The organism is Brachybacterium sp. YJGR34 (genome assembly GCF_003347015.1).
Lineage (GTDB): Bacteria > Actinomycetota > Actinomycetes > Actinomycetales > Dermabacteraceae > Brachybacterium.
On sequence record NZ_PNFB01000009.1, the window covers coordinates 117,002 to 125,785 of the forward strand.

At 71.3% G+C, this 8,784-nt stretch carries 4 protein-coding genes; 1 reads left to right on the plus strand and 3 read right to left on the minus strand.

The window, feature by feature from the left end; translation table 11 throughout:
- Nucleotides 1-6 precede the first annotated feature (6 nt).
- Nucleotides 7-1,404, minus strand: coding sequence for a PrsW family intramembrane metalloprotease (locus CXH06_RS10160; RefSeq protein ID WP_114855064.1), 1,398 nt, complete (start codon nucleotides 1,402-1,404; stop codon nucleotides 7-9).
- A gap of 280 nt (nucleotides 1,405-1,684) precedes the next feature.
- Here CXH06_RS10160 and CXH06_RS10165 point away from each other — a divergent pair, with 280 nt between their 5' ends.
- A complete protein-coding gene (locus CXH06_RS10165; protein ID WP_114855065.1) occupies nucleotides 1,685-4,330 on the plus strand; it encodes an ATP-dependent Clp protease ATP-binding subunit in 2,646 nt (881 codons plus the stop codon).
- 13 nt (nucleotides 4,331-4,343) lie between these two features.
- Here CXH06_RS10165 and CXH06_RS10170 read toward each other — a convergent pair whose 3' ends face one another.
- Both CXH06_RS10170 and leuS read right to left on the minus strand, forming a co-directional pair.
- The gene (locus CXH06_RS10170; RefSeq protein ID WP_114855066.1) at nucleotides 4,344-5,462 is read right to left on the minus strand and encodes a WXG100 family type VII secretion target; all 1,119 of its coding nucleotides are present in this window, start codon (nucleotides 5,460-5,462) and stop codon (nucleotides 4,344-4,346) included.
- A 136-nt stretch (nucleotides 5,463-5,598) separates the two neighbouring features.
- Nucleotides 5,599-8,550: a leucine--tRNA ligase gene (gene leuS / locus CXH06_RS10175; protein ID WP_114855067.1), complete on the minus strand. Its 2,952-nt coding sequence runs from the start codon at nucleotides 8,548-8,550 to the stop codon at nucleotides 5,599-5,601.
- Between the last annotated feature and the right edge of the window lie 234 nt (nucleotides 8,551-8,784).

The following is an 8,784-nucleotide window of genomic DNA, read 5'->3' on the forward strand; positions in this document are numbered from 1 at the left end:
GCGTCCTCAGTGCGCGTGCGCCAGCAGCTCCTGCCGGTTGGTGGTGAGCCGGTTCAGCAGCCGCCGCTCGGTCTGGACCACCTTCGGGTTCGCGCCGTCGGCCAGCAGTCGCTGGCGGATCGAGGCGAGATCCGCGCTCTCCCGGATGAACCGCTTCATCACCGGTCGGGCGCCGATCTGGGAGGCCCAGCGCTTGCCCTCGCGCCGTCCCTTCCAGGTCGCGAGCATGTCGACCTCCTCGTGCGTGAGCCATCCCTGATTGGCGTAGTCGCCGAGGCGGATCCTGGTCAGTCGCGACTCGTCCCAGATGAGGATCACGATCGCGATCAGCCAGCACAGGGAGATGAGCATCTTCGCGCCGTACATGACCAGCAGGGCGAGGGCGGAGGTGCTGAGGGTGGCGGCGAGGTTCCAGGCCCCGTGCAGCAGCATGCCGGGGATGAGTGCCGGGAGGAAGACCACGAAGCCCATGATGGTGCCCCACTTGCGGGCCACGAAGCCCACCGTGATGCCGGTCAGCGAGGTGTAGATCGCGTGGCCGAAGATGTTCAGAACTCCGCGCATGATGAAGCTGAACAGCACGCCGCCGGCGCCCATGTCCTCGAGCCCGCGGGTGTAGTAGATGATGTTCTCGGTGAAGGCGAAGCCGCCGCCGATGAGGGAGCCGTAGATGAGGCCGTCGAGCGGCCCGTTGAAGTAGCGCCGAGCCAGGATCATCAGCAGCAGCAGCCCCAGCCCCTTGGTGGTCTCCTCCACGAGCGGGGCGCTGAGGACGGGACCGGCGAAGTTCGCGGCCGCCTCGCTGCCGGTGACGACGTAGACGAGGAGGCTGTTGAGGGTGTTGAGCCAGTAGCTGCCGAAGGCCGCCACCGCGGCGCCCCAGAACACGGCGATGATCAGCAGCGGGAGCGGCTGCGGGTCCCAGCGGTCGGCCAGGAACATGACCCCCGCGATGACGAGCAGGGAGATCGAGGCGATGAAGGCGGTGACCGGCCACCACACGGGGTTCGAGCTCGCCGTGAGCACGAACTGGAGGAAGAAGAACCCCAGCACCAGCAGCAGTCCCAGGCCCAGCAGGAGCAGCGCGATCCACACCGCGATGCTCACGGCCGGGATCTTCGTGGCCTCCTGCGAGACCTCCTGGGCGCGCCGAGCCTGCGTGGACCAGGCCGAGACGGGCTGGGCCTGGTCGGGCCGCTGGATCTGCGCCGGGGCGTAGCGGGCCGCGGTGAGTCCCGAGGCCGGCCGCACGGAGGTGTCGTAGGCCCGGGGATTGCCGTAGTCGACGTAGCGGGGCTGCGCCTGGAACGAGGGTGCGTCGGGCGCGGACTGCGGGGCCCCCGGTCGCGGTCTCCCGTTGGGCATGAACTGACCCTGCGGCGGCGGATAGGGGGGCTGGGACATGGTGGCCTCGGTTTCGGCGGCGGAGAGGTCAGGGAGAGGAGGGGAGCCCGGCACGTCGCCGTCGGTTCCCCCGGGACGGACGCGGCACGGTTCGGTGCGATGCTACAGGGGAGCACGCCGCGGGGAGCGGGGCGGGGCGCCGCTGTGGACGACCCGGATCGCGGCGGCGGGCGCTCCGCGGCGGACCGGCACCTCCATGGGTTGAGCGGAATAGACTCAACTTTGGAGTCGTTGCACCGGATGTCCCCACGCCCGCACATGCACATCGGAGAGGAGCATCGTGGAGTTCCAGTTCACCACCCGCGCGCAGGAGGCCGTCACCGCCGCCGCCGAGCATGCCGTCACCCTCGGCAATCCCCAGATCAGCTCCCTGCACCTGCTGGCGGCGCTGGTCGGCCAGCGCGACGGCATCGCCCGTGCCGCGCTCGAGCGGACCGGGGCCGATCCGCTCGACGTCGCCGCGCGCGCCGAGCAGGCGATCGAGGCCCTGCCGCGGGTCAGCGGCGGCGGCACCTCCTCGCCGACCTTCGTCGGAACGGGCTTCGACGCGCTCGAGGCCGCCCGTCACGAGGCCGATGCCCAGAAGCGCACCTACCTGTCCACCGAGCATCTGATGATCGGCATCGCGCTCGGCACGGACGATGCCGCCCGGCTGCTCGCCGCCGCCGGCGCGACCCCTCGAGCCCTCCGCGATGCCGTGACCACTCTGCTGCCAGGAGATGACCGCATGAACCAGATGGATTCCCAGAACCCCGAGGGCACCTTCCAGAGCCTGGAGAAGTTCGGGGTGGACCTCACCGAGATGGCCCGCGAGGGCCGGCTGGACCCGGTGATCGGCCGCGACGCCGAGATCCGCCGCGTGGTGCAGGTGCTCTCGCGCCGCACCAAGAACAACCCGGTGCTGATCGGCGAGCCCGGGGTGGGCAAGACCGCCGTCGTGGAGGGGCTCGCCCAGCGCATCGTCGCCGGGGACGTCCCCGATTCGCTGCGCGGCAAGACGCTCGTCTCCCTCGACCTGTCCTCGATGGTCGCCGGCTCGAAGTACCGCGGAGAGTTCGAGGAGCGGATGAAGGCCGTGCTCGACGAGATCCGCTCCTCGAACGGCCAGATCATCACCTTCATCGACGAGCTGCACACGGTGGTGGGCGCGGGAGGCTCCGGGGACGGCTCGATGGACGCGGGCAACATGCTCAAGCCCATGCTGGCCCGCGGCGAGCTGCGCATGGTCGGCGCGACGACGCTCGACGAGTATCGGGAGAACATCGAGAAGGACCCCGCGCTCGAGCGCCGCTTCCAGCAGGTGCTGGTGGGGGAGCCGAGCGTCGAGGACACGGTGACGATCCTGCGCGGGCTCAAGGACAAGTACGAGGCGCACCACAAGGTGACCATCACCGATGCCGCCCTGGTCGCCGCGGCCTCGCTGTCCTCGCGGTACATCTCCGGTCGGCAGCTGCCGGACAAGGCGATCGACCTGGTCGACGAGGCCGCCTCCCGCCAGCGCATGGAGCTGGACTCCTCCCCGGAGGAGCTGGACATCCTGCGGCGGCAGGTGGACCGGCTGAAGATGGAGGAGCTGGCCCTCGACGGCAGCGACGACCCCGGCAGCATCGCGCAGCTGGAGTCGGTGCGCGCCCAGCTGGCCGACCGCACCGAGCAGCGCAACGAGCTCGCTGCCCGCTGGGAGCGGGAGAAAGCCGGGCTGAACCTGGTCGGCGATCTCAAGGCGCAGCTCGAGCAGCTGCGCATGCAGGCGGACAGGGCACAGCGCGAGGGCGACCTCACCGCGGCCTCGAAGATCCTCTACGGTGACATCCCCGCTCTCAAGGAGCAGCTGCGTGCGGCCGAGGAGCAGGAGTCCGCGCCCGGTGTCGAGGACGAGGGTCCGATGGTCGCCGATCACGTCGGCCCCGACGACATCGCCGACGTCGTCGCGGCGTGGACCGGCATCCCGGCCGGGCGGCTGCTCCAGGGGGAGAGCGAGAAGCTCCTGCACATGGAGGAGCTCCTGGGGCGGCGGCTGATCGGGCAGCAGCGCGCGGTCACCGAGGTCTCCGATGCGGTGCGCCGGTCCCGTGCGGGCATCGCCGATCCGGATCGGCCCACCGGCTCGTTCCTGTTCCTGGGGCCGACGGGGGTGGGCAAGACCGAGCTGGCCAAGGCGCTCGCGGAGTTCCTCTTCGACGACGAGCGGGCCATGATCCGCATCGACATGTCGGAGTACGGGGAGAAGCACACGGTCTCCCGGCTGGTCGGCTCCCCGCCCGGGTACGTCGGCTACGACGAGGGCGGGCAGCTCACCGAGGCCGTGCGCCGTCGGCCCTACTCGGTGGTGCTGCTCGACGAGATCGAGAAGGCCCACCCCGACGTCTTCGACGTGCTGCTGCAGGTGCTCGACGACGGCCGGCTCACCGACGGGCAGGGACGCACCGTGGACTTCCGCTCCACGATCATGATCCTCACCTCCAACCTCGGTGCCCACGCCCTGCAGGACGCCGTGCTGTCCGAGGCGGAGAAGCACGAGAAGGTGATGCAGGTGGTGCGGGCCTCCTTCAAGCCCGAGTTCCTCAATCGCCTGGACGACATCGTCATGTTCGACGCCCTGACCCGCGAGCAGCTCTCGCGCATCGTGACCCTGCAGATCGCGGAGGTCTCGGACCGGCTCGCCCAGCGGCGCATCACCCTGGACGTGGACGAGGCCGCCACCCGCTGGCTCGCCGATGCCGGCTTCGATCCGATGTACGGGGCGCGCCCGCTCAAGCGCCTGGTGCAGAAGGAGATCGGCGACGGCCTGGCCCGCCTCATCCTGCGCGGTCAGGTGCAGGACGGGCAGCAGGTCCAGGTGCGGATGCGCGAGGACGGTGGGGGCCTCGCGCTCGCGCCCGCGGAGCACGCACCGGAGGAGGCCGCGCCGGAGGGGACCGTGTGAGGCTCTCCGCCGCTCACCGCGGATCCCAGGGCAGCGGGACCGCCCGGCGCCGGGCGTCGTAGACGTCCTCGGAGTCCAGGACGTCCTCCCGGACGTTCTCGACGCCCTCCGCCAGGCCGCGCACGGACTGCTCGGCCCGGCGGAGGGGCTCCGCGGCGCCGGGGTGGACCGCCTCGACCGCGTCTCCCGCATGGCCCAGCATCTCCGCGCTGGTCGCAGGGAGCTGTGCGAACGAGGGCGCGGTCGCCAGCTCGATCACGCCGTCAACGTGCCGATAGATCCCGCGCTCGCCGGCACGGATCGCTCCGGCGAGGTCGCCCCGTCCCAGGGCCTCGGTGATCTCGGCGCGGGTCTGCCCGGCATTCGCCCACAGATGCTCGGCCGAGGAGATCACCTGGCTGGCCGCCGAGCGCTCGCCGAACACCAGCGAGGAGGCCTCGTGGGGAATCCGCCCGATCGAGACCAGCGGCGTGAGCTCCTCGAGGCCGCTGTCGACGAGAGTGCGCTCCGCGCGGTCCAGGCTCGCGCCCCAGGTCTCGTGCGCGTCGAGCACCCCTTGGGCGAGTCGCGTGGCCGGATGCACGGCCAAGGCGGAGCGGCGGGCCTCCTCGGCGTTCTCGAGATGCTCGGGCTCCAGCGCATAGCTCTCGCCCGCCGGCAGGGGATCGCGCGCGCGGCGGACCGGGTCGATCGGATGCTGGAAGGGGCCCCCGATCCAGGGCCCCGGATCCTGGGGGATGCTCGGCCTGACCAGCCTCCCCGCCCGTGAGCCCAGCTCCTTCACCGCGCGTCCCCAGGGCAGCTCGGAGCGCAGCGCCCGCAGCGGATCGGCGGAGCGCTCGGCGGCGCCGGCTCCGCCGGCGGGATCGGGGCGGGAGGCCGCCTCCTGCTGGTCGGCCTCCTGCCGCAGCTGGTCGGCGTGCGTCCGCAGCTGTGCTCCCACCTGGGTGATGCTCTGATGCACGGCGTCGGTGCGCGCGGAGTGCTCCTGGGCGTCCGGGCCGGTCCAGTCGGTCCCGCGGACGACCTCGAGGATCCTCCCGCCGGTCTCGATGATCTCGAGCGCACGCTCGGCGATCCGCTCGGAGAGGGTGTGCAGCGCCTCGGGTTCGCATCCGATGAAGGAGTTCATGCCGGGAGAGTAGGCGGGCCGGGACGTGGTCGACCGCGACGGGCCCCGCGGTGTGGACGACGGAGCATTGTGGAGGAACGATGAGAGGCCCCCGGGACCCACAGGGTCTCGGGGGCCTCTCCGCCCGCGGCGGTGCTCAGACCACGATGTTCACGATCTTCGGCGCGCGCACGATCACCTTGCGGATCGTCTGTCCCGCGAGCAGCTCCTGGACGCGCTCCTCGGCCATGACCCGCGCCTCCAGCTCCTCGGCGGAGATCTCGGGATCCACCTCGAGGCGGTGGCGCACCTTGCCCTTGACCTGGACCACGCAGGTGACCGCGTCGGCCTTGACCAGCTCCGGGTCCGCCTGCGGGTAAGCGGCGCGGGCCAGGGAGTCCGCATGGCCCAGTCGGGACCACAGCTCCTCCGCCAGGTGCGGAGCCAGCGGCGAGACCATCAGCACCAGCGGCTCCACCGCCTCGCGGGGCGTGGTGCCCGTCGCGGTCAGCCCCTTGGTCAGGTGGTTCACCAGCTCGATCAGCTTCGCGATCGCGGTGTTGAAGTGCATCTGGGCCATGTCCCGACCCACGCCCTCGATGGTGCGGTGGACGGCCTGGCGGGTGGCGAGATCAGCGGGCTCGTCGGAGACGGTCAGCGCACCCGTCTCCTCGTCGACGGCCAGGCGCCACAGCCGCTGCAGGAAGCGCTGCGAGCCGACCACCGCGCGGGTCTCCCAGGGGCGCGAGAGGTCCAGCGGACCCATCGACATCTCGTAGACGCGCAGCGTGTCCGCGCCGTACTGCTCGTACATGTCGTCCGGGGCCACCGCGTTCTTCAGCGACTTGCCCATCTTCCCGTACTCCTGGGTGACCGGCTGACCCTGGTACGTGAAGGTGCCGTCGGCCTCGGCGACCACCTCCTCGGCGGGGACGTGCATGCCGCGGGCGTCGGTGTAGGCGTAGGCCTGGATGTAGCCCTGGTTGAACAGCCGGTGGAAGGGCTCCTGGCTGGAGACGTCGCCGCGGTCGAAGAGCACCTTGTGCCAGAACCGCGCGTACAGCAGGTGCAGCACCGCGTGCTCCACGCCGCCGACGTACAGGTCCACGCCGCCCACGCCGCCGTCCTCGCGCGCGCCCAGCCAGTAGCGCTCGTTCTCGGGGCGCACCAGGACCTCGTCCTCGGTGGGGTCGATGTAGCGCAGGTGGTACCAGGACGATCCCGCCCACTGCGGCATCGTGTTGGTCTCGCGCAGGTAGCGCTTCGGGCCCTCGCCGAGGTCCAGCTCCACCGCCACCCAGTCCTCGGCGCGAGACAGCGGGGTCTGCGGCTCGGTGTCCGCGTCCAGCGGGTCGAAGGTCTTCGGGGAGAAGTCGGAGACCTCGGGAAGCTCCACCGGCAGCATCGACTCCGGCAGCGGGATCGGGACCTCGGGGCGGGCGGGGTCGTAGACCACCGGGAAGGGCTCGCCCCAGTAGCGCTGGCGGGAGAACAGCCAGTCGCGCAGGCGGAAGGTGGTGCGCGCGCGGCCGAAGCCCTTCTCCTGAGCGAAGGCCGTGGCCCGCTCCTTGGCCTCGTCCTTGTCCAGCCCGTTCAGGTCCAGCTCGGCGCTCGCGGAGTTGATCTTCTCCCCGTCGCCGGTCCAGGCTCCGCCCTCGAAGTCCTCCGGGGGGCGCACGGTGCGGATCACGGGCAGCTCGAAGCGCTCGGCGAAGGCGAAATCGCGCGCGTCCTCCGCCGGCACCGCCATGATCGCGCCGGTGCCGTAGCCGGTCAGCACGTAGTCCGCGGTGAAGACGGGCAGCTCGCGGCCGTCCATCGGGTTGACCGCGACCATCCCGGTGAACACGCCGGTCTTCTCCCGGTCCTCCAGGGTGCGCTCGTCCTCGCCGAGGGCGGCGGCGCGGGCCTGGTAGGCCGCGACGGCCTCGCGCGGCCCGGCGGCCCCGCCCATCCAGGCTTCCTTCGTGCCCTCGGGCCAGGTCTCGGGCAGGGCGGAGGGATCCCGCAGCAGCTCGTGCTCGGGCGAGAGCACGCAGAAGGTCGCCCCGAACAGGGTGTCGGCCCGGGTGGTGAAGACGTCGAAGCTCGCCTCCGGCCGATCGGACAGGCCGGTGGCCGGGAAGGTGATCTGCGCGCCGTGGCTGCGGCCGATCCAATTGCGCTGCATGGTGCGGATCGAGTCCGGCCAGTCCACCCGCTCCAGATCGTCCACCAGACGATCGCCGTAGGCGGTGATGCGCATGTTCCACTGCCGCAGGCGGCGCGTGAAGACCGGGAAGTTGCCGCGCTCGGAGCGGCCTTCGGGGGTGACCTCCTCGTTGGCCAGCACCGTGCCCAGCCCGGGGCACCAGTTCACGGGGGTCTCGGAGATGTAGGTCAGGCGGAAGGCATCGGCCAGCTCCGCGATCTCGGCGTCGGAGGCCTGCGGGACGTCGGCGGGGGAGCGGTCCGACCAGGCGGCGGGCAGGTCGATGCCCTGGCGGTCGGCCAGAGCGAAGGGATCGACCGCGCCGGCGCGCAGCTCCGCCCGCAGCTCGGCGATCGGCCGGGCGCGCCCGATGATCCCGTCCGCGTTCGGGGCCTCCGGGTCGTACCAGGAGTCGAAGATGCGCAGGAAGATCCACTGGGTCCACTTCATGAACTCGGGATCGGTGGTCGCCAGGGAGCGACGGGGATCATGGGACAGACCGAGCCGGTGCAGCTGGCGGCGCATGTTCGCGATGTTGGACTCGGTGGTGGTGCGCGGATGGGTGCCGGTCTGGACCGCGTACTGCTCCGCGGGCAGGCCGAAGGCGTCGTAGCCCATCGTGTACAGCACGTTCTTCCCCATCATCCGCTGGTGGCGGGCGACGACGTCCGTCGCGATGTAGCCCAGCGGATGACCCACGTGCAGGCCCGACCCCGAGGGGTACGGGAACATGTCCATGATGTACGTCTTCTCGGGGGCGGCGGCGCTCGCCGCCTGCTCCAGCGACTCAACGGAGCCGCGGAGGGCGCCGACGGGGTTGTCGGCGCGGAAGGTGCCGTCCTCGTCCCAGCGCTGCTGCCAGCGCTGCTCGATATCGTCCGCCACCTCGGCGGTATAGCGGTGCGGGGCCTCGCTCATGGGTGGATCGTCCTCCAGGATCGGTGCGGCAGGTGCTGCCGGGCGTCTCGTGACATGAAAAAACCCTCGCGCAGGCGAGGGGAGCCGCGTCGGTGCCTCACGTGCGCACCGGATGCGCTGTCAGGAGCGCGGGGCGGGCGCGGGCTTCGTCCGACGCGGCTGCCGAAGCAGGAGCCGTCGAGTCACCGCCCCATAGTAGCGCGCCCCCGGCACGACCCGTTCGGGGTCGTGCCG